Source organism: Brevibacillus composti, assembly GCF_016406105.1.
GTDB lineage: Bacteria > Bacillota > Bacilli > Brevibacillales > Brevibacillaceae > Brevibacillus > Brevibacillus composti.
This window is the reverse complement of sequence record NZ_CP066308.1, coordinates 2,329,973-2,349,772: the sequence shown is the minus strand read 5'-3', so window position 1 is coordinate 2,349,772 and position 19,800 is coordinate 2,329,973. Positions and strand designations below refer to the sequence as shown.

General features: G+C 56.2%; 18 protein-coding genes, 1 pseudogene and 1 riboswitch. Of the genes and pseudogenes, 17 read left to right on the top strand and 2 right to left on the bottom strand.

What is annotated here, in order from left to right; genetic code table 11:
* The first annotated feature begins 167 nt into the window (after window positions 1–167).
* The 14 genes and pseudogenes from dacB (at window position 168) to JD108_RS12020 (ending at window position 15,213) form a co-directional block, all read left to right on the top strand.
* Window positions 168–3,068 (top strand): D-alanyl-D-alanine carboxypeptidase/D-alanyl-D-alanine endopeptidase, encoded by a 2,901-nt coding sequence (dacB, locus tag JD108_RS12080; protein WP_198826329.1) that lies wholly within the window; start codon window positions 168–170, stop codon window positions 3,066–3,068.
* Window positions 3,069–3,280: 212 nt separating this feature from the next.
* On the top strand, window positions 3,281–4,342 hold the full coding sequence (locus tag JD108_RS12075; RefSeq protein WP_228728131.1) for an Ldh family oxidoreductase: 1,062 nt from the start codon (window positions 3,281–3,283) through the stop codon (window positions 4,340–4,342).
* Window positions 4,343–4,407: 65 nt separating this feature from the next.
* Window positions 4,408–4,800, top strand: a complete 393-nt coding sequence (gene panD, locus JD108_RS12070; RefSeq protein ID WP_198826327.1) for an aspartate 1-decarboxylase — start codon at window positions 4,408–4,410, stop codon at window positions 4,798–4,800.
* Window positions 4,707–5,528: a YheC/YheD family protein gene (locus JD108_RS12065; RefSeq protein WP_323958422.1), complete on the top strand. Its 822-nt coding sequence runs from the start codon at window positions 4,707–4,709 to the stop codon at window positions 5,526–5,528. Before panD ends, JD108_RS12065 begins: the two co-directional genes overlap by 94 nt.
* 238 nt (window positions 5,529–5,766) lie before the next feature.
* Window positions 5,767–6,549, top strand: a complete 783-nt coding sequence (locus JD108_RS12060; protein ID WP_198826326.1) for an IclR family transcriptional regulator — start codon at window positions 5,767–5,769, stop codon at window positions 6,547–6,549.
* The gene (pxpB, locus tag JD108_RS12055) at window positions 6,546–7,262 is read left to right on the top strand and encodes a 5-oxoprolinase subunit PxpB (protein WP_228728130.1); all 717 of its coding nucleotides are present in this window, start codon (window positions 6,546–6,548) and stop codon (window positions 7,260–7,262) included. Before JD108_RS12060 ends, pxpB begins: the two co-directional genes overlap by 4 nt.
* Entirely contained in the window at window positions 7,259–8,266 is a 1,008-nt protein-coding gene (locus JD108_RS12050; protein ID WP_198826325.1) for a 5-oxoprolinase subunit C family protein, read from the top strand. Before pxpB ends, JD108_RS12050 begins: the two co-directional genes overlap by 4 nt.
* Window positions 8,267–8,284: 18 nt before the next feature.
* A complete protein-coding gene (locus JD108_RS12045) occupies window positions 8,285–9,046 on the top strand; it encodes a LamB/YcsF family protein (protein WP_198830093.1) in 762 nt (253 codons plus the stop codon).
* Between the two features lie 115 nt (window positions 9,047–9,161).
* Window positions 9,162–10,304, top strand: a complete 1,143-nt coding sequence (locus tag JD108_RS12040) for an NRAMP family divalent metal transporter (protein ID WP_198830092.1) — start codon at window positions 9,162–9,164, stop codon at window positions 10,302–10,304.
* Between the two features lie 99 nt (window positions 10,305–10,403).
* Complete coding sequence (locus JD108_RS12035) at window positions 10,404–11,690, top strand: purine/pyrimidine permease (RefSeq protein WP_198826324.1); 1,287 nt, start codon at window positions 10,404–10,406, stop codon at window positions 11,688–11,690.
* Between the two features lie 267 nt (window positions 11,691–11,957).
* A complete protein-coding gene (locus tag JD108_RS12030) occupies window positions 11,958–13,148 on the top strand; it encodes a DUF418 domain-containing protein (protein ID WP_198826323.1) in 1,191 nt (396 codons plus the stop codon).
* Window positions 13,149–13,246: 98 nt separating this feature from the next.
* Window positions 13,247–14,440, top strand: a complete 1,194-nt coding sequence (locus JD108_RS12025) for an acyltransferase (protein WP_228728129.1) — start codon at window positions 13,247–13,249, stop codon at window positions 14,438–14,440.
* Window positions 14,352–14,573: pseudogene (locus JD108_RS22690) on the top strand (hypothetical protein); the annotation flags it as partial. The gene JD108_RS12025 and the pseudogene JD108_RS22690, both read left to right, overlap by 89 nt.
* 40 nt (window positions 14,574–14,613) lie before the next feature.
* Window positions 14,614–15,213, top strand: a complete 600-nt coding sequence (locus JD108_RS12020; protein ID WP_228728128.1) for a DMT family transporter — start codon at window positions 14,614–14,616, stop codon at window positions 15,211–15,213.
* A 73-nt stretch (window positions 15,214–15,286) separates the two neighbouring features.
* Here JD108_RS12020 and JD108_RS12015 read toward each other — a convergent pair whose 3' ends face one another.
* Window positions 15,287–16,582 carry an aminotransferase class I/II-fold pyridoxal phosphate-dependent enzyme gene (locus tag JD108_RS12015; RefSeq protein ID WP_198826322.1) on the bottom strand — a complete coding sequence of 432 codons (1,296 nt, stop codon included), beginning with the start codon at window positions 16,580–16,582 and terminating at the stop codon, window positions 15,287–15,289.
* 165 nt (window positions 16,583–16,747) lie between these two features.
* Between JD108_RS12015 and def the strand changes: the two genes are divergently transcribed.
* The 3 genes from def to JD108_RS12000 all read left to right on the top strand — a co-directional run bounded on the left by def (window position 16,748) and on the right by JD108_RS12000 (window position 18,554).
* Complete coding sequence (gene def, locus JD108_RS12010; RefSeq protein ID WP_198826321.1) at window positions 16,748–17,272, top strand: peptide deformylase; 525 nt, start codon at window positions 16,748–16,750, stop codon at window positions 17,270–17,272.
* 52 nt (window positions 17,273–17,324) lie between these two features.
* Window positions 17,325–18,341: a homoserine dehydrogenase gene (locus tag JD108_RS12005; RefSeq protein ID WP_198826320.1), complete on the top strand. Its 1,017-nt coding sequence runs from the start codon at window positions 17,325–17,327 to the stop codon at window positions 18,339–18,341.
* A gap of 66 nt (window positions 18,342–18,407) precedes the next feature.
* A complete protein-coding gene (locus JD108_RS12000; protein WP_198826319.1) occupies window positions 18,408–18,554 on the top strand; it encodes a hypothetical protein in 147 nt (48 codons plus the stop codon).
* Between the two features lie 130 nt (window positions 18,555–18,684).
* Here JD108_RS12000 and JD108_RS11995 read toward each other — a convergent pair whose 3' ends face one another.
* Complete coding sequence (locus JD108_RS11995; protein WP_198826318.1) at window positions 18,685–19,434, bottom strand: CAP domain-containing protein; 750 nt, start codon at window positions 19,432–19,434, stop codon at window positions 18,685–18,687.
* Between the two features lie 7 nt (window positions 19,435–19,441).
* A riboswitch (cyclic di-AMP (ydaO/yuaA leader) is annotated at window positions 19,442–19,601 on the bottom strand.
* Window positions 19,602–19,800 lie beyond the last annotated feature (199 nt).

Genomic DNA, 19,800 nt, shown 5'->3' with positions numbered 1-19,800 from the left:
TTGACGATCCTCTCATTTTTTGTATGCCGGGACATGCCCAGAAGAAGAAATGCGACTTCACGCATAGTATTGTGGTAATATTCCGAAAAGTTGGACAAAGTGATAGAATAAGGAAGTATGCTTCTAGAACTGCTGCAGGGACAACAAAATAGGACGAGGAGGGTACTATGAAAAGACTGCTTTCACGGACAGGCTGTTGGCTGCTGCTGGTGATGCTACTGTTTCAGCTAGCGGCAGTGCCGGCTTTTGCCCAGGACACGGCTGTCCGGGCCGAACCGCTAGCAGCCGGTATCGAACAACTGCTCGCCGAGCTGGACAAAAACCCCGAAAGCATCGGTCTGCATGCGGGGATTCAGGTGTACGACCTGACGGAGAAGAAAATCCTGTACAGCCATCTGGCGGACAGGACATACGTCCCCGCATCCAACATGAAGCTGTTTACCACGATCGCTGCACTCGACCGCCTGGGACCCGATTACCAGTGGAAAACAGAGGTGTACCTCACCGGAGAGGTGTCAAACGGCGGCGTCCTGAACGGGGATCTGGTGCTGAAGGGCTTGGGAGACCCAAGTCTGACCTCAGCCGATCTGCAAAGCATCGCCTCGGCTCTGAAGGAAAAGGGAATCGAGCAGGTAAACGGAAAACTGCTGGTCGATGACAGTTATTTTGACGGCATCCGCCTCGGCTTTGGCTGGATGTGGGATGATGAACCGTACGGATACAGTGCCCAGATCAGCGCGCTGGCTGTACATAAGAACGCAGTGAACATTACGGTTGAACCGGGAGCGGCAGCGGGAGACACGCCCGTTTTGACCATGGACCCCGGTACGGAATACCTGCAGGTCGACAATCAACTGCAGACTGTCGCTGGCAAGGGCAGCCAGATCGCTGTCGAGCGGCCGCGCGGAACAAACAGGCTGATCTTTACCGGGACGATCGGCGTGGACGCCCCTCCCTATGAAGAGGCGGTGACGATGGAGGACCCGGCGCTGTTTGCAGCCGATATCTGGATGCAGCGTCTCGGCGCAGCCGGAATCAAACTGCATCCGCAGGCAAAAGCGGAAAAGACAACCGTGACAAATGGCGTGCCTTTTTATACCCATCTCTCCCCGCCGCTCTCTGAGATTATTACGGAGCTGAACAAAGAGAGCGACAACTTCTATGCCGAGATGCTGCTCAAGACGCTGGGAGCCGTCGAAAAAGGGGAAGGCTCTGCCGAGGCGGGCAGCGAAGTCGTCGCGGAGGTGCTCAAACGGGCCGGCATCGAAGGCGGCTTTGTGCAAAAGGATGGATCGGGCCTTTCCCGCTTTAACTGGATCACGGCGAGTCAGATGGTTCGTCTGCTCAGCTTCGTGCAGGACCAGGAGTACCGGGATGTGTTTGAGCAATCTCTTCCTGTCGCCGGTGTCGACGGCACCTTGAAAAACCGGTTGAAAGGAACTGCAGCCGAAAAGCGGGTGGCGGCCAAGACCGGCTCGATGGGCGGGGTAAATACCCTCTCCGGCTATGCAACCGCGAAGAACGGTAACAAGCTCGCCTTTTCCATCCTGATCAACGGCATCTACAAATCGAAGTACGCGCGAGACCTCCAGGACCGGATCGCGATTCTGCTCGCCGAGTATCCCCAGAGCCAGGCTCCGGGCGGTGAGACTTCGGAGGAGACGACATACAAGCTCTCCGCCCTGTTGGATCCGATCGTGGCGGAAGCGGAAGGCGCAGGCATCACTGCCGGTGTCTTGGTCAAAAAAGCGGGCGGCGCGGAAGAAGCTGGTGAGCCAGCGGTCTGGTTCGAGCATGAAGCAGATACACTGCTGACGCCTGCATCCAATCTGAAGCTGCTCACGACAGCGGCAGCATTGGACCAGTTGGGCAGTGACTACCAGTACGCGACAGAGCTGTGGGGGTCGGCTGCACCGCCGTCCAATGGCATTTACCAGGGCGATCTCTATCTCAAAGGCTATGGCGATCCGACCCTGCATACCGAAGACAAGCTCAAGGTGCAGGAGGGCGTCTCCATCGAGTCGATCGTCGCCTGGCTGAAAGAACAGGGGATCAAGCGGGTGAATGGCGATTTGATCCTGGACGAGAGCTATTTTGATCAGCAGCGGCTCGGCCTGGGCTGGGCATGGGATGACGAGAGCTACTACTACAACCCGCTGCTCGGTGCCCTGGCCATGAACCGCGGCACCGTCATGATCGAATTTGAGCCGGGCAGCGGGGTGGGCGATCCGGTTCCGATCCAGCTCTTGCCGAAGACTGACTATGTCACAGTCATCAACGAGGCGAAAACGGTCAGCGCCGACCAGCCCAAAACCTTTGCCATCGAGCGCGATCGGGGAACCAACACGATTCACGTGACCGGCAATCTGCCATTGGGCACGGCACAGGATTACGAGCGCGTGCCGGTGGAAAATCCTGCATTGTACGTCGGAACCGTTCTCCGCGAGACGATGGAAAAGGATGGCATTTCCTTTGGCGGGAACAGCGATATCCGCATCGGCACCGTGCCGGCTCAGGCGGTGAAATGGACGTCGTTCCACTCCCGTCCGCTCTCGGAAATCATCACGTATCTCAACAAACGGAGCGACAATTTCTATGCGGAAATGCTGCTGAAGACATTGGGAGCCGTGAGGAAACAGGAGGGGAGCGCGTCCGCTGGCGTCGAGGTGGTCATGGAGACGCTAGACCGGCTTGGCGTCCCGAGCAATTTTGACATGGTCGACGGATCCGGTCTGACTCGCTACAATCTGATCTCGCCTCGCCATGTTGCCGCTCTCCTGGAGGGCATGGCGGCCCATGACGAATACCAGACCTATCTCGACTCGCTGCCCATCGCGGGGGTAGATGGCACGCTGGCGAACCGGATGAAAGGGACGGCGGCTGCCGACAATGCCCGGGCCAAAACGGGAACGCTCACCGGAGTGAGCAGCCTTTCCGGATACGTCCATACCCAAGACGGGCAGACGCTGATCTTTTCCATCATGTTGAACGGGTACACGCCCAAGAGCGGATTTTTGATAGGAATTCAGGACCGCATCGTGGAAGCATTGGCATCCTACGCAGACTGATGAATTGGCCTGAGCCTTTTCCCTATGCCTGTGCAGGCGACTTTGCTTGTAACCAGCCCCTTTTCCGGGCTGGTTTTTTTATGTTTCCGCCTCGTCGTTTTTCCTGCGGTTTAGGCCTCTGTCCGTGTCGGTGTTTTCTTTGCGTTCATATCTATATTCAGATTAGCAGAGAGCCGGGTAGGCAGATTTCCAGCAGAGAGGGCGTGGAAGAGGTGAGGCGAAAGCTGTATGAATGGAAACGGCTGGAGAGGTTTGCAGAAGAGATTTTTGCACGGGCGAAAGTATCTCCGGCGGATGCGGAGACTGTCGCCCGTTCGCTTGTCCATGCCGACCTGCGCGGCGTTCATTCCCATGGATTGGCACGATTGCCGGTGTATGTACAGAGAGTGCAGGCGGGCCTGATCGACCCCGGCACCAGGCCAGAGATCATCAGGCAGGAGGGTGCGACGGCCTTGCTCGACGGAAAGAATCAGCTCGGAGCGGTGGTAGGAGACGCTGCCTTGCATGCCGCGAGCGAACTGGCCAAACGCTACGGCACGGGAATCGTCGGTGTCCGCGCCTCCAACCATTTCGGCGCCTGTTCCTATTTTGCGTTGCAAGCGGTAGAAAAAGGGCAGATCTTGCTTGTCATGTCCAATGCGCCGGCGACGATGGCCCCGACAGGCGGGATCCGCCCGTTCTTTGGCTCCAATCCGATCGCAGTGGGAGTCCCGACGGGTGAGGAGCCCCCCTTCGTCCTGGATATGGCGACGACGGTCGCAGCCCGGGGCAAGATCGCTTTGGCCATGCAAAAAGGAGAAGCGATTCCGCCAGGGTGGGCCATCGACGAGCAGGGAGAAGCGACCACCGACCCGGCCAAGGCGCTGCGGGGTGCCTTGCTTCCAATCGGAGGTGCGAAAGGATATGGACTGGCCATGTTTGCGGACATATTCTGCGGCTTGCTGACAGGAGCGGGCCACGGCCCCGGGGTGCAGAGCCTCTACGACAACGCGGATCACCCGCAAAATGTCGGCCATTTCTTTTGGGTCATCGACATCGATAGATTTATGCCGCTTCCGGTGTTTCGGCAGCAGATGGACCACTATCTGAGACAGATCAAGGCCGAGCCGCATGCAACCGGTCATGAGAAAATATGGATCCCCGGCGAGAAGGAATGGTTCCTGGCTGAGCAGCACATGAAAGAAGGGATCCCTCTGCCCGAAAAAGTAGCCGCCGAGCTGGAAGCGCTCGGAGCCGTACTCGGGGTGGATCTGGAAGAGGCGCTCATCCGATGACATGGACAGACGTCCAGACATAAACTGCCCTGAAGAGGTGTTTGGAAAGGGGAAGAAATCACGAAATGCTGAGACATATGTGCAAGGGTAAGATTCATCGTGCTACCGTCACCCAGGCCGAGCTGGATTACGTAGGGAGTATCACGATTGACAGCAAATTGATGAAGGAAGCCAATATTTTGCCCTATGAGATGGTGCAAATCACCAGCCTGCGCAATGCGACACGCTGGAAAACCTACGCGCTCCCGGCACCGGAGGGCTCCGGGAAAATCTGTCTGAACGGGCCGCCCGCCCATCTGTTTCAGCCTGGTGATATCGTCATCATCCTAAGCATGGGAATGTTCACGGAGGAGGAAGCAAGCCAATTGGTTCCGCGAGTCGTGTTTGTCGACGGCGAGAACCGCATCACCGGAATCCAGGAGCATCATCTGATTACCAATGGGGGGGAAAGTCCATAAAGCCGCCAAATGTCGGAAAATGGAGCAAGCATCTGGTCTTGCTTCAGGACGAAAAGCTGCACCCCTATCTGCCGGATACGGTCCGCTTCAGTCCGGAGGCGCTGTGGTCGCATTTGGAGAAATACGGCGCGGTTATCCTGAAGCCATCCGGAGGCGGAGGTGGTGCCGGGATCATCAAACTGACACAGCTGGAGGACGAGAAATTTCTGGTCCATTCCGGCAGCGGAAAAAAAACGCTGGACGGCAGAACAGCGGCTGTGGCGTATATCCGATCCCTGTTTCGACCCAAGCCCTACCTGATTCAACCGTACCTGTCGCTCGGACAGATTCAGGGTCGGCCGTTTGATGTCAGGGTGATGATTCAGCGGAAGAAGGGGCAGCCGTGGGTCGTCACCGGTTGGCTGGCGAAGCTGGCCGGCCCGGGCTACATCGTCACCAATGTAGCGAGGAGCAGAGGAAAAGTGCTGCCGCTCGGGACGGCGCTGGCCCAATCAAACTGCCAGGTGGTCCCGGAGCTGCGGGAGACGCTCCAGGAACTCGCCCTGACCGTGGGGTATCGGCTGGGGAAAAAATATCCCACGCTGCGCATGGTCGGGCTCGATGTGGGGATTGATGTAAGCGGCCACCCCTGGATCATCGAAGCCAATTTCCGACCGGCCATCTCCCTGTTTCAAAAACTGCCGGATCGGCGGATGTACCGCCAGATCATCGGCCATCGCAGCAGCTAGAACGAAGCAGCCTGCTACGAATCGAGACCATAGTAAACGAAGGCTTCGCCAACGCCCTGGCGGAGCCTTTTTATTATAAATGGGCGCTGAATCGGTTGAAGACCGTTCAAACAGCGAACCGCCGGCAGATGAACAATTTGAAAATTCGGGATTGTAAAGGAATTAGAAATCGTTATAATGGGATTATAATTAACAGATTTGGAACAGTAGTTCCGATATTCGGAACGGAGGGAGTGCATTGTCCGAAACAAACCGCACCGTCATCAAAGCGATGGAATTGCTTCAGCTGTTCCTGACACATCCTCAGTTGACACTGCCGGAAGCCGTCCGTCTCTCGGGTCAACCGAAGACCTCCGTCTACCGCATGCTGCTGTCTCTGGAGGAGGGGGGATTCCTCCGGCGAACCGCTGAGGGAGCGTTTGAGCTGGGCCTCGGTTTATTACAATATGGTCAAGCCGTTTCCGAACGGTTGGATATCCGGCGAGTCGCACTGCCGGTGATGAAGCGGCTAAACGAGGAGATCGGCGAAGCCGTCAACCTGATCGTCCGCGACGGGGAGGAAGCCATCTATGTGGAAAAAGTAGATACCAAGGAACCGGTCCGAGTATATACGGCGATCGGGAGGCGGGCGCCGCTGTACGCCGGGGCTTGTCCGCGGGTGCTGCTCACATTTATTCCGCAGGCAGAACAGGAAGAGTACCTGTCGAAAGTACGGCTGGAGCCGATCGCAAGTGAGACGATCACCGACCTGGATACGCTGCGCGCCGTTCTCGAAGACTCGAAGCGGAAGGGCTACACCGTCAGCCACTCCGAGCTGTATAACTACACGTCGGCTGTCGGCGCCCCCATCTACGACCACAAGGACCGGCTCATCGCCGGAATCAGCATCGTCGGACCCTCCAATCGCTATGGGGAAGAACAGATTCCTTTGCTCGCCCGAAAAACCGTCGATGCCGCAGAGGAAATATCGCGACAGCTGGGCTGGCATGAACCAAGCAGCAGGAAAGGGGGAGACTCATGATGGACGTGTGCATGGAACCGCTGGGCGAACAGGCGATCATCATCCGATTTGGCACGGTCATCAGCCAGGAGACGCATGAGCAGGTACGCAGATTCGCCGCCTGGATGGATCAGCATCCCATCCCGGGTATGATCGAATACGTCCCCGCCTACACCACGGTTACGATCTTTTACGATCCATTCGAGATCGCAGAAACGGACGGCTACCGGTCGTCGCCCTATGAGCTGGTCAAGCAGCTTGTGAGCGATGCGCTGGCGCAGTCTGCCGACATACTGCCCGCCGCTGGAAAAACGGTGGAAATCCCGGTCTTGTACGGCGGCGAGCTGGGCCCCGATCTGGCGGAAGTAGCCGCTTACCACCAGATCAGCGAGGAGGAGGTCATCCGCATCCACGCAGAGGGGCGCTATCAAGTCTTTATGATCGGCTTCGCCCCCGGCTTCCCCTATATCGGCGGCATGTCCGAGAAGATCGCCACTCCGCGAAAGAAAAGTCCGCGTCTGCGCATTCCCAAAGGCTCTGTCGGGATCGCCGGCAAGCAGACGGGGATCTATCCGCTGGAGACACCAGGCGGATGGCAAATTATCGGGCGGACGCCCGTCAGCCTGTTTCGCCCCGACCGCAATCCTCCCAGTTTGCTGCAAGCGGGAGATTTCGTGCGATTCGTGCCGATCTCCAAAGAAGCCTACGACGCATATAAGGAGGAAGAGTCGTGAAGCTCAGAGTGATTCGTCCCGGTTTGCTCTCCAGCATCCAGGATGGGGGCAGGACCGGTTATCAGAAGCATGGTGTCATCGTCAGCGGCGTGATGGACCCGTTTGCCCATCGGATCGCCAATCTGCTGGTGGGAAATGAGGGGCATGAGGCCACTGTCGAAATGAGCCTGCGGGGCGATACTTGGGAGGTGCTGGAGGATTCGCTTTTGGCCATTTGCGGCGCCGATATGAGACCGCTCGTCGAGGATCGGCCGCTCCCCTTGTGGAAGCCGGTCTGGGTTCGCAAAGGCGCCTGTATCCAGTTTGGAGGCAGCAGGGAGGGAGCCCGTGCGTACCTCGCGATCGCGGGCGGGTTTCGCGTAACGCCTGTGATGGAGAGCCGTTCCACATACCTCCGGGCAGGAATCGGGGGGTACCAGGGACGTGCCCTGCAAAAGGGGGACGAGCTCGCGGCGGACAACCCTCCGGCACAAGCGCAGCGATTATTTGCTTCCCTGCAAAAACAGGCAGGGGGAGAGCCGTTCTTTGCACCCGAGTGGAGCATCGCCTCGGAGCTATTTCCCCGCTATGACGCCAGGCCGACGATTCGCGTGCTGAGAGGCAACCAGTTTGACTGGTTTACAGAGGAAAGCAGAGCAAACTTTTTTGCCAAACCATTCCGCGTCAGCTCCCAGTCCGACCGGATGGGCTACCGGTTGGAAGGGAATACGCTGGAGCGGACCCATCCCAACCAGGAGCTGATCTCCGAGGCTGTCACCTTCGGCACCGTACAGGTGCCGGCGGAAGGAAATCCCATCGTCCTGCTCGCAGACCGGCAGACGACAGGAGGCTATCCCAAGATCGCGCAAATCATCAGCGTCGATTTGCCTATCATCGCCCAGACCAAGCCCGGGGACCTGATTCATTTCCGGGAGGTCACTCACGCGGAGGCGGAAAGACTTCTTTTCGAAAGAGAGCAGCTGATCTGGCAAGCCAAACTGGGCATTCAACTCAAATACATGTAGGAGGTACGTACGATCATGTTGTATCAAGTGGACTTGAACTGTGACATGGGGGAGAGCTTCGGTGCCTACCGCATCGGAAATGATGAAGCCATCCTGCCGTATATCACCTCTGTCAACATCGCTTGCGGCTTTCATGCGGGCGATCCGGCTACCATGAAAAAAACAGTAAGACGAGCCTTGGACCATGAAGTAGCCATCGGCGCCCATCCCGGCCTGCCGGATTTGCAAGGCTTTGGCCGGCGCAATATGGCCATCTCGCCACAAGAAGCCTATGAATACGTGGTCTACCAGATCGGTGCGCTGCACGCCTTCGTCCGAGCCGAAGGAGGCGTCATGCAGCATGTGAAGCCGCATGGGGCCCTGTACAATATGGCTGCAGTGGATGGAAAGCTGGCGGAGGGCATTGCAGAAGCGGTCTATCGCGTAAATCCGGAGCTCATTTTGGTAGGGTTGGCAGGCAGCCAATTGATCGAAATGGGGAAAAAGGCTGGCTTGCGGGTAAAGAGCGAGGTGTTCGCAGACCGGACATATCAGCAAGACGGAACACTCACCTCCCGCTCGCAGCCGGATGCGCTGATCACGGACGAGGAGGTGGCCGCGAGCCAGGTCATCCGCATGGTCAAAGAAGGAAAGGTGATGACCCGGCAAGCGAAGGATATCGACATTGCGGCCGAGACGATTTGCATTCACGGCGATGGTCCCCACGCACTGGCTTTTGCACGGCGCATTCGCGCGTCGCTGGAGGCAGCTGGCATCGTCGTTCAGCCTATGGGGGGGTAAGGAAGCGCCCGTTCTCGTGCAAGGATCAACACCTGGAATGAAAGTAACAGAATGAGGGGAGAAATCAATTGTGAAGGCTACGAAATGGAGCCTCCTGTTGGGGGCAGCCTTTTTAATGGCGACATCGGCAATTGGCCCTGGCTTTCTGACGCAGACTACATTTTTTACGGAGAAATTGGCGGCCAGTTTTGGCTTTGTAATCTTGATGTCGATTGTGCTGGATATTGGAGCGCAGATGAACGTGTGGCGAATCATCGCCGTCTCGGAGAGAAGAGCACAGGATATTGCGAATCTGGTCGTCCCGGGTATGGGGTATCTCGTCGCTGTACTGGTCGTGATGGGGGGACTCGCCTTTAATATCGGGAACGTCGCGGGTGCAGGCCTGGGGCTGAATGTCCTGTTTGGCACCACCCCGGAGACCGGTGCTTTGGTCAGTGCCCTTATCGCCATCGGCATCTTTCTGGTCCGTGAAGCGGGCAAGATGATGGACCGCTTTGCCCAATTGATGGGCTTTGTCATGATCCTGTTAACCTTGTATGTAGCAGTAACCTCTGCACCGCCTGTCGGGGAGGCCGTCATCAAGTCGTTCGTCCCTGATACGATCGATGTGCTGGCCATCGTGACGCTGGTCGGCGGTACAGTCGGAGGATACATTACCTTTGCCGGCGGGCATCGCCTGCTGGATGCCGGTGTCAAAGGGATCGGCGCGCTGCCGGAAGTGACCAGAAGCTCGGTCTCCGGGATCGCGATCGCTTCGATTATGCGGATCTTCCTGTTCCTGGCTGCCCTGGGCGTAGTTGCGCAGGGGTTGAAGCTGGATCCGGCAAATCCCCCGGCATCTGTCTTTCAGCTATCGGCTGGTGAAATCGGTTACAAAATTTTTGGCATCGTCATGTGGGCAGCAGCCATCACTTCGGTGATCGGTTGTGCGTATACCTCGGTTTCCTTTATCCGTACTTTCCACCACAAGATTGAAAAGAATTACAGATATGTGATCGTCGGATTTATTGCGCTATCTACGCTTGTCTTTCTGCTCGTCGGCCGTCCGGTGAAAATCCTCGTGCTGGTGGGAGCGCTGAACGGACTGATTCTGCCCTTGACGCTCGGCGTGATTCTGGTGGCCGCCTACCGGAAAAACATCGTCGGAGATTACAAGCACCCGCTCTGGATGACGATTTTCGGCGGGGTGGTCGTCGTCTCGATGGCGATCATGGGAGTCTATACGCTGTTTAAAGAACTGCCAAAGCTCTTCACTTGACGGGCTAAACGGTCCGTACTGTACCGCAGAATCGATTTTTTCTGCGGTCTCTTTTCTTTTTCTTTTCCGTTTGATACAGAGATGGTAGGGGGTAGGGAAATGCGTGTCTTCTTCTCAGCCGTTCAGTGGACCATGTTCATTCTCGCCGGTTCGGTTGTCGCGCCCTTGGCGATTGGACAGGCGTATGGGATGACGCCCGCTGAGACCGCTGATTTCGTCCAGAGAACCCTGTTTGTGCTTGGATTGGTCTCGCTGTTCCAGGTGACCTGGGGGCATCGGATGCCGATCATGGAGGGGCCGGCAGTCTTGTGGTGGGGGGTATTTCTCCTTTTCGCGTCACTCGGCCCCGCGATGGGGATCGGGCAAGCGGAAGTGCTGCCGGCATTGGGGATGGGTCTTTTCGCGAGCGGTCTGATCTTTGTAGCGGCGGGAGCTTTTGGGTGGATGAATGCGATACGCCGCTGGTTTTCGCCGACCGTGATCGGGATGTATTTCATTTTGCTCGTAGTTCAGATGAGCGGTCCTTTTCTGAACGGGATTCTGATGACGGGAGAGGAGAGCGGCTCGGGCATCGGGACGCTGATCTCGCTGGCGACATTGCTCGTCGCGCTGCTTTTCGCCCGCACATCCGTCGCGCTGCTCCGCAGTTACTCTGTGCTGATTGCGATCCTGTTTGGATGGATTCTCTTCGCCGTGGCAGGTCTCTACAAGCCTGCGGAGGGCGCAAGCGGCAGCCTCCTTTCCTTTCCCGAACTGCTCGCCTGGGGATGGCCCCAGTGGAACAGCGGGATTATCCTGACGTCGATGATCGTCACGCTCCTGCTGTTCAGCAATTTGATTGCCAGTCTGGAAGCGGTCGAACAGGTGGTGCAGCCAAAAGAGAAGGCCAATGCCAACCGCTCCGGACTTTGGATGGGGGTAAGCCAGCTGTTGTCCACCCTCTTTTCCACAGTCGGCTTCGTCCCGCTCTCCTATACGGCCGGATTTATCCTCACCACCCGGATCAAGGAAAGGCTGCCCTTTATCCTGGGGAGTCTGGCGGTGATGCTCATGAGCCTGTTCCCGTCCGTCACCGCTCTGTTTGCTTCGATACCGGTATCGGTCGGATATGCCGCTGTCTTTTTGTCATTTGCCAATATGCTGGGCATGGGAGTGCGGGAAGTTGTAAAAGGCGGCTTGGATGAAAGGCAGATGTTTATCGTCGGAGTGGCGTTGATGTTTGGGACGGGTACGATGTTTCTCCCGGCGTCGTTCTTCTCACTGCTGCCGCCGTATCTGACCCCGCTCGTGAGCAATGGCCTGCTGATGGGGGTGCTGATCAGCATGTTGATGGAAAAAGCATTGCGGTCGAGGCGATCGAACCTGTCACAAGAGCTGGAATCATGAGGCTCGCAGCGGATGATGGGTCGCCTCGTTCTTGTCGTTCGCACACCGCTGTGGTAGACTGGTGGCAATATTTGCCGAATGGTTATTCTCGGCGACGAACCCTGACCCGAGCGACCTCGTTTTCTCCCGCCTCTGGGAAGCGGGGTGTTCGTGCGTCAGATACGGATACGCTCCTCCCTATGGAAATACATGTTACTTTTGCCAGCGAGAACCGTAATAGGTGAGAAGGCAAAAATAGAAAAGCGGTTGACAGAAAGGATGAAATCCATGCATGCCAGTCCCACCCCGCCTGCGGAGAGAATACGCGAACTGGATGTGATCAGGGGGGTTGCTTTGTTCGGAATCTTTTTGGTTAACATATCCGGCTTCCTGCTGCCGGAGCTGTTGATGGCCAATGCACAGCGTCTGCCGGAGAATGCCGGCGCCGTCGATGTCGGGCTGCGCATGGTACTGGATATGTTCGTCCAGACCAAGTTTTACACGATCTTCTCCTTTTTGTTTGGGGCTGGTTTTTTCCTGTTCATAAGCCGCCTGGAACAAAAGGGGGAAGCGGTGGTCGGCAAGTATCTGCGGCGGCTGTTTGTTTTGCTCGTGTTTGGATTGATACACCTCGTGTTTTGGTTTGGTGACATCCTGCACAGCTATGCGCTGGCCGGTGTTTTTCTTCTTTTGTTTTACCGCAGGTCTCCTGCTGTCATCCGGCGCTGGGCGATTGTGCTCCTGGCTTTGCTCCAGATTCCGATGGGACTTGCCTTGCTGGTCCCCGATGACGGTCAGATGAGTCGGGCGGCTTACGATGACCAGTTGGCCCGCCAGGCCATCGAGGTCTATCAAAATGGGGGCTGGCAGGAATGGCTGTCGTTTCGCATCCAATACGAACTGCCGATTCTCGCAAGCAACGAATGGCTGGTAGTGCTCAGCGTGCTGCCGCTGTTTTTGCTGGGACTGTACGCGGCAAAGATCGGGCTGTTTCACCGACCGGAACAGCATCTCCCCGCTGTTCGACGCTACTGGCGCGTCTCCTTTCTCATCGGCATGCCGCTTTCGGCGATGATACCGCTGGTTCATTTTGACATCATCAGCCTGCCTGCTTCGAGCGAGATGGCCCGTCTCGTCTTTGTCCAGTGGAGCGGACTTGCGCTCTTCGTCTTTTATATCACGTCGATCCTGCTCTTGATGAGAAAGGAAAAGGGGAGAGAAAGACTCGCTTTTCTGGAGCCTGTCGGGCGAATGGCGCTGACCAATTACGCAGCTCAAACCCTGCTCTGCGTGACCATCATCGACCTGTTTCATCTGTACGGACGAACACCGCTGTGGGCCGGATTGCTGTTTTGCCTGGTGATCCTGCCGCTTCAAGCCTTGGGGAGCCGCTGGTGGCTGGCCCGCTATCGGTTCGGACCCGTCGAATGGCTGTGGCGCTGCCTGACCTATGGCGCATGGCAGCCCTTGAAGCGGTGAAGGGATGGGCAATATTTCCCCTTGCGATTGATTTGGATGGGCAGGTAGGATGAAAAAGGACTGGGAGTTGCCTTTAATTATAGAAGAGAAAGGTTTGAATGTCGTACATGGCCCGTAAAGAGCGTATTGTTGAGCTGGATTACGTGCGGTCGTTCGCGTTTTTGGCGGTCGTCTACCAGCATGTTATCGGCGTCTATATCCGCAAGCCCGGAGTCAGCGAGGAAACCTCCTTTCTCTTTGGGATGCTGTTTCAATTGCTGAAATTTGCCGTGCCCGCCTTCGTTTTCGTCACGGGGCTGGTGCTCGTCTACAATTACTATGAGCGCTTGCACTATCCGCGCTTTATTCAGAAGCGGTTTACCGAAATCATCGTCCCTTATGGTTTCTGGTCGCTGGTCTACATGGTGCTGCATCATGACATCACCCGAATCAATCTGGACACTTTCCTTGTGATCGGGAAAAAACTGCTCACCGGATCGGCTTCCTATCATTTGTGGTTTGTGGTCATGATTTTTCAATTTTATTTGCTCTATCCGGTCATTCTGCGGCTGTTTCGCTCGGCGAGACAAGCCCTCCGGACAAGTCGGCTGGGCATGTGGGCGGCAGTGGGCCTCGCCGCTGTTGCTTACGGCGGCCTGATGTGGTTTTCCTCGCGGTATTTGCCGGCGCATCCCTTCCGTTTGGATGGGGCATGGCTCGATGCCTATCTGATTAAATACCGCGACCGCAACTTCCTGTACTATTCTTTCTATTTTTTGATGGGGGGCATGGTCGCATTGGCGCTCCCGCAGTTTCGCGCCTTTTTGCAGCGCCGGTGGCTTTTGCTCGTGGCAGCCTTTGCAGGCACGTTTGCCTACATCAGCTATGAGCTGATCAAATATTCGGGCGGTCTGCGCGTGAACCTGAATGTCGCCACCTCGCTGAAGCCCTCGATGTTTCTCTACACCGTCGCCCAACTGCTCATCATCTACCTGCTCGCCGTTTGGCTCAGCCATACGAAGTCCGTGTGGAAAAAATGGCTGACGAAGCTGGGGCATTACTCGTACGGGGCCTACCTGATTCATGCGGTGGCCTTGACCTATGTGATGAAGCTGCTGAACCGATGGGAGTGGACTGCCAGCGGCCTTGGAGGAAGCGTCGTCGCCTTTCTGCTTTGCTCCGCGGTATCGTTCGGCGCGACTTACCTTTTGGCCAAACTGCCTTTTGGCGCATGGCTCGTCGGGGCAACAGAGAAAGGGAAGAGCGTCGCTGCGCCCGCCGTGCAGAGGGAAGCGAAAAGAGAAGCTGTTTGAGCCGAAGGCCCTGCGCAACGAGTGGAAAACTTCCTGGGGCTGGCAAGAGGGGAAAACCTTGTTCTGGCAGGCTTTTTTCGGGGTGTTCCTGTTCAGCATATGCATGCTGTACGGGGTCCAATGGACGAGCGCCGCGTCAGCGGGGATTATCACGAGCACCGTGCCCGCCTGTTTTGCGCTGCTCTCCTATTTCCCTTTTGCGCGAACGGATTCGTTCGCATCAGTGGCTGTCGATTCTGCTGTCTGTCGCCGGTATCGGGCTCATCACCTTTGCCGGAGGGATGGGGCAGATCGAGGCAGGTGCCATGTTCGGGAATTTCCTCGTATTTTTGGCAGTGATATCGGAGGCCCTCTTTACGATCTTTGCCAAGCAACTGTCCGGGCGGATTACGCCTTTTCAAATGACGGCGGCGATCAATGTGATCAGCCTCTTCCTGTTTTTACCTTTTGCCATCTCCGATTTCATGAAAACCAACCTGTCAGCCGTGCCGCTCCAGGTCTGGGTGTTGATGATCTATTACGCCCTCACGGCCAGCGTATTTTCCTTCCTTCTCTGGTATCTGGGTGTCGCCAAGGTGACGGCCTCCACAGCCGGCTTGTTTACCGGATTTATGCCGCTTAGCGCTGCGCTGGTCTCTGTCTTATTTCTGGGCGAAGATTTTACCTGGGCACATGCAGTCGGCATGCTGTTCGTCTTGGGAGCGATCGTGGCCGGGACACGGGGCACGGCCGAGCAGCCCCGGGCAAACGATACGGAACAGAGCAGTGCGTAGAGGAAGCTTGCAGACGGAGCGGATATAAAAAAGCGTCGTGGCATCGGCCATGACGCTTTTTTTCGTGGAGCGCTTATGCTTGAAGATCGAGCGCACCCTGGTGAATCAGGGAGAACAGTTCTTCGATATTTTCCTCTTCGATGCAGGAGAAGGCGATGCGCAAATCGGTCTGGCCGAGCGCGATCGTGCCGACGCCGTACTTTTCCAGAAGATGCGTCCGCAGGGCTTCCGCGTCCACATGCTTCAGCTTGAGACACATGAAATAGCCGGAGTTGAACGGATAGTAGGTCCAGACGTCGTCAAATTTGCCGCTGTCCAGGATCTCCTTCACGCGATTGGCGCGCCGTTTCATAATCTCAAACTTTTCTTGCTTTTCCTGGTGGAAGCTCGGCGAGTTGAGCGCGTGCAGGATAAACGTCTGGGAAGGATGCGGACCGCTGGAAATCGTGGCGCGGATAATGCCCATCGTTTTCTGTTCCAGCGCAGCCAGTGCGGCATCGCTCGGGCCGCCGTAGGTGATGAATCCGACGCGGAAGCCCCAGACGTATTCTTCCTTGGTCGCGCCGTCTACTTTTACCGGCAGGATGCGGGGATGCAGATTGCACAGTTCGCCGAACAAAGATTCCGTGAGCGAATCTTCAAAGAACAGGCTGAAGTAGGCATCATCCGTTACCGCGACGATATTGATGCCAGCTTCTGCGCCGGCACGCAAGGCTGCGATGATTTCCTGGGCTTCCTTCGCCCCTGGCGTGTAGCCGGTGGGATTGTTCGGGAAGTTGAGCACGACGATCGCTTTGCCTTTTTCCTTTTGGGCCAGAATCGCGTCGCGCAGCCCCGCCGCGTTAAATTTCATCTCTTCATTGTAAAGCGGGTAGTACACCATCTCGGCCCCGCGGCGAATGGAGAAGGTGAGTTCGTAGTTTTCCCAGTTTTTGTCCGGGATGATGACCGCATCGCCAGGGCCCGCAAACAGGTCGGCGACCACGCTGAGTCCATGCGTCAGCGCATTGGTAACGATCGGATTGCCAAAGGTTTTGTTTTGCAGCGAGGCGTGTTCCTCCAGCATTTTTTTCCGCCAGGCTGCGCGCAATTCCGGTTTGCCCGCAGGAGGAGCGTATTCGTACAAATCCTTGGGGGCGTATGCCGAGAGAGTGTCCTGAATGGACTTCAAATGCATGGGTTGTCCATTTTCCAGGGCAATGCCGATGGTGGCGTTGTACTTGCCGGCCTTCGCCTTGGCCTCAGCGGATTGGCTGAGGATGCCTTCTTTGGGGAAGTAAATCAGTCGGCCCAATTCCGACAGCATGTCATAGTAATGCCGATTTTCGCGTTGGAGCGTGTCGTTAAGCTGAGATGCCAGTGGATGCATGGTTTCCTCCCTCTCTGTTTCCATCAGGTTCATCTTTACCATTTAAGATAGCGTATATGAGTGGTTTTGTCGATGAAAAAACAGCTCTCCAGAAAAGCGTTTGACGAATAAAGAGCGCTTTGTTACGTTGAGATTAACAGGTTGCTTGAGAGGGAGGGAAAGAGGATGGCAGAGCGGTTCATCGTACAGCTTGGAGATCCGATCTTGCGGGAAAAATCAAAGCCGGTAAAAATCATCAACCAGCATGTGTACAAACTCCTCGATGATATGGTGGATACCATCTATGCAGCCCCGGGGCGTGCCGGTCTCTCTGCCATTCAGGTCGGGATCCCGAAGCAGCTCGTCGTCATGGATTGCGGCAGCGGTCTGATCGAACTGATCAATCCCGTCATTCTCGAAAAGGAGGGTGAGGAAGAGGGCACGGAAGCATGCCTTTCTATACCGGGCGTCGTCGGATTGGTGAAGCGGGCGCAGTATGTAAAGGTAGGGACGCTCGACCGTGCGGGAGAAGAGAAGATCATCGAAGCCGAAGGTTTTTTGGCCCGCTGCATTCAGCATGAAGTGGATCATCTCCACGGCATCCTTTATATCGATTATGTAAACGAGCTGTACTCAAATCGCAGCGGGAAAAAACTGAAGCCGGCCGATGCGGCCCCGATTCTCGCACAGCGTATCCCGATCATTCGCTGACGCAAGAGACGTATTGAAGAATGTCCAGGTTTACCAAAGGGAGGAACACACTGTGAAAAGATGGGATGTCATCATCTCCGGTTATGGTACCGTCGGCAGGCAAGCAGGCAGGTTGCTGTTGGAGCGGCAGGAGCGGTATCGGAAGAGGTATGGAGCGGACGTGCGGATCGTCGGGGCATTGCGCTCGGCAGCCGGTTCGTATGACGCCGACGGTTTGACTTTGGATCAGCTGCGTGCGTTTTCCGCCGATGCGGGAGCGGGAAGACCGGAGTGGACTGGAGCCGATTTTCTAGAGTCGTGCGCGTATCACGTGCTCATCGAAGCGGGCCCCTCCGATATCCAGACAGGGGGGCATGCCCTCGAAGCGATGCGGGCAGCCCTGGGGGGAGGGAAGCATGTGATCGCGATCTCCAAGGGAGCGCTGGTCGCGGATTATCCCGGACTGTCCGCGCTCGCCCGCGAAAACGGCGTCCAGCTCAAGGTGAGCGGAGCGACAGCGGCTGCCCTCCCCACCGTTGATTTGCTGGCGTACAATTTGGCCGGTTGCGAGATATCCTTGATGGAAGGGATATTTACCGGAACGGCCAACTATGTGCTCACAGCCATGATGGACGAGCGACTGTCGCTGACGCAAGCGATCGAGCGGGCCCAGCAAATGGGGATCGCGGAGCCTGATCCCCGCTTTGACCTGGAGGGATGGGACACGGCCTGCAAACTGACCATCCTCGCCAATGCGGCATTCGGTGCCCCGCTCCGACTGTCGGACGTAAAGAGGGAAGGGATCGAGCAGCTGACTCACGAGCAGCTCGCCGCGTGGAGAGCTGCCGGACTTGTTCCCAAGCTGGTCGGCCGCCTGCAATCCGCGCAGGGAAGAGTGGAGGCGGCGGTTGAGCTGAGACTGTTGGAGCCGACGCATCCATTTGTCCACGTGCGGGGCACGACCAAGGCGGTCCGGGTGGAAACGGACACGATGGGAGAGCTGCTCGTCATCGGAGGTAAATCCGATCCGGTCGCGGCCGCAGCCGCTGCGCTGAAGGACTTGGAGCATCTCCTGCAGCAGTCCGGATAAATCGGCGCATACCATCCTCGCGGGTGCAAATACTACTTGCAGGTCGGACTCTCGAGGAGGCATCCCATGGACAAACAGCGAAACAAAGACAAAGACGTCAGCGTTGAGTTGCAACAGGTGGGAGCATACGCGACCAAACAGGAGATGCACGACACGAAGATTCCCTTGTTCGAGGACAAGGCGGACAACAACTGCGCTCCATGTCAGGAGTAGGTTCGTGCAGCAGGGAAAAGCCGGAAGCCTGTCCGGCTTTTTCTCTTTATGCGGTGAAAAGAATTTCCCTGCCCATACAAAAAAACCGAGCTGCGATTCCGCCGACTCGGTTTTTCCTCATTCTGTTTCATTATCCCGTGAATTCTTGGACCCAGTAGCCATTCTGATAGCCTACACCGATCTTGGTGAAGTTCGGGTTCAGAATGTTTTTGCGGTGTCCGTCACTGTTCATCCATTGCTGCATGACTTCTTGCGGACTGCGCTGACCCATGGCGATATTTTCACCGGCGGTCATGTACTGGACGCCAAAACTCTTCATCATGTCGAAAGGAGAGCCGTAGGTCGGGCTGTTATGGTCAAAATAATGGTTTTGATCCATGTCAGCCGCTTTTGCCAGCGCTACTTTTTCCAGAGCCGCATCATAGGCAAGCGGCGCCAATCCTGCTTTGGCACGCTCCTGGTTTACCAGATTGGCAACCTCACGGGCAAACTGGGAGGAAGCTTCAGCAGATTTGCCTGCTTGCGCTGGTGCAGGTTGTTGGACCGGTGCTTTGGCAGGTTGCTGAACCGGTTGTTGAACAGGCTGTTGCACCGGTTTTTGAACCGGCTTTTGAAACGGTTTTTGTACCGGTTGCTGAACCGGCTGTTGTACCGGATATCCCGTCCATTGGAAGTAAGTCGGATAGGACCAGTTCCAGTTGGATCCTTGGTTCGATGTTTGGAACTGTTTCAAAGATTGGGAATTCAGTACATATGGAAGCCACTGTCCTTGACTTGGATCCATTTTCACAGGGCAGGTGGCAGCAAATGCTGATGTCGATACAGAGGTAACTGCCAATCCCAAAGCAATCGCGATGATAGATCTGCCAAATGGTTTCATGTTCTCATCGTCTCCTTTTCTTCGCCTACGAGGTTAGTTGTCGGGTTTGGGCTGAGGATACAACCCATCACATTCGGTGATTCACCCCAATGCAGAGACAAGTCATCTCGGCAAAATAGATGTCCCCCGCACTTCCCGCTTTTGGGAAGTTTCGGCTTGTTTGTTTGGCCCTACTAGGATAACAAGAGTCGATAGAGAAAGAAACCTGTAAATCTTGCCAAGGTGACTCCTCGATTTGCATTCTGTTGCCAAATCAAGTAAGATGAAGAGACTTGAATAACAACTGTGGAAACTCTGATTCACACTGGCGCGGTCTTCGGAGCCGCAAGGATGGAAGAGAGGTAGGGCTTTCGTCGTTTTGGATAC

Excerpts from the sequence above, each read along its gene's own strand:
- dacB (WP_198826329.1), top strand. The coding sequence starts at position 168 with ATGAAAAGACTGCTTTCACGGACAGGCTGTTGGCTGCTGCTGGTGATG.
- panD (WP_198826327.1), top strand. The coding sequence starts at position 4,408 with ATGCTGAGACATATGTGCAAGGGTAAGATTCATCGTGCTACCGTCACC.
- pxpB (WP_228728130.1), top strand. The coding sequence starts at position 6,546 with ATGATGGACGTGTGCATGGAACCGCTGGGCGAACAGGCGATCATCATC.
- JD108_RS12040 (WP_198830092.1), top strand. The coding sequence starts at position 9,162 with ATGGCGACATCGGCAATTGGCCCTGGCTTTCTGACGCAGACTACATTT.
- JD108_RS12035 (WP_198826324.1), top strand. The coding sequence starts at position 10,404 with ATGCGTGTCTTCTTCTCAGCCGTTCAGTGGACCATGTTCATTCTCGCC.
- JD108_RS12030 (WP_198826323.1), top strand. The coding sequence starts at position 11,958 with ATGCATGCCAGTCCCACCCCGCCTGCGGAGAGAATACGCGAACTGGAT.
- JD108_RS12025 (WP_228728129.1), top strand. The coding sequence starts at position 13,247 with ATGTCGTACATGGCCCGTAAAGAGCGTATTGTTGAGCTGGATTACGTG.
- JD108_RS12015 (WP_198826322.1), bottom strand. The coding sequence starts at position 16,582 with ATGCATCCACTGGCATCTCAGCTTAACGACACGCTCCAACGCGAAAAT.
- def (WP_198826321.1), top strand. The coding sequence starts at position 16,748 with ATGGCAGAGCGGTTCATCGTACAGCTTGGAGATCCGATCTTGCGGGAA.
- JD108_RS12000 (WP_198826319.1), top strand. The coding sequence starts at position 18,408 with ATGGACAAACAGCGAAACAAAGACAAAGACGTCAGCGTTGAGTTGCAA.
- JD108_RS11995 (WP_198826318.1), bottom strand. The coding sequence starts at position 19,434 with ATGAAACCATTTGGCAGATCTATCATCGCGATTGCTTTGGGATTGGCA.